The sequence below is a fragment of the Pseudomonas sp. yb_5 genome (assembly GCF_043103865.1).
GTDB lineage: Bacteria > Pseudomonadota > Gammaproteobacteria > Pseudomonadales > Pseudomonadaceae > Aquipseudomonas > Aquipseudomonas putida_Y.
In genome coordinates this window covers 1-552 of record NZ_JBICKE010000063.1, presented here as the reverse complement: position 1 = coordinate 552, position 552 = coordinate 1, and the positions used below count along the sequence as shown (strand labels likewise).

Annotated in this window: 1 protein-coding gene; it reads right to left on the bottom strand. The window is 60.7% G+C overall.

Features of this window, described 5'->3' with window-relative positions:
* Nucleotides 1-552: IS66 family transposase (tnpC, locus tag ACF8GF_RS09415; RefSeq protein WP_392488042.1), on the bottom strand; the 552-nt coding region annotated here is incomplete at both ends.

Sequence of the window (552 nt, the reverse complement as noted above, 5' to 3'; positions counted from 1 at the left end):
CGTTCAACGCCCGGCTGTAGCGCCAACGCGTTGTAACCGGCGTAATCATCGGTCATCACGTAACCGCGATAGCCCTCCAGCAGGCGCAGCGGCACCTCCTGCGCGCGGCTGGTGGTGTAATCGAACAGCACGACTTGTCGATCAGGCGGGCCACTGGCCTGCACCCACATCCAGGATTGACTGGTCGGATCACGATCCGGCTCTTTGAGCACCTGCACGCGAGTTTCATCGCAATGGATCACCGGGCTTTCCAGCAGGCGGTCACGCATCAGGTTCAGCAGTGGCTGAAAGTGTTCGCTGCACTGGATGACCCAGCGGGCCAGGGTTTGCCGGGGGATCTCGATACCATGTCGGTTCAGCACCGTCTCGAAGCGGTGCAGCGGCAGGCCATCGACGTACTTGGTGGTTAGCAACATCGCCAGCACGCTGGGACTGGCCATGCTCTTTTCAATCAATTGGGCCGGCTTGTCAGCGGTGACCGGCGCGGATTCGCAGCCACGGCAGCCATAGATTTTGCGTACGTGTTTAAGCACACGGATCTGCATCGGCACG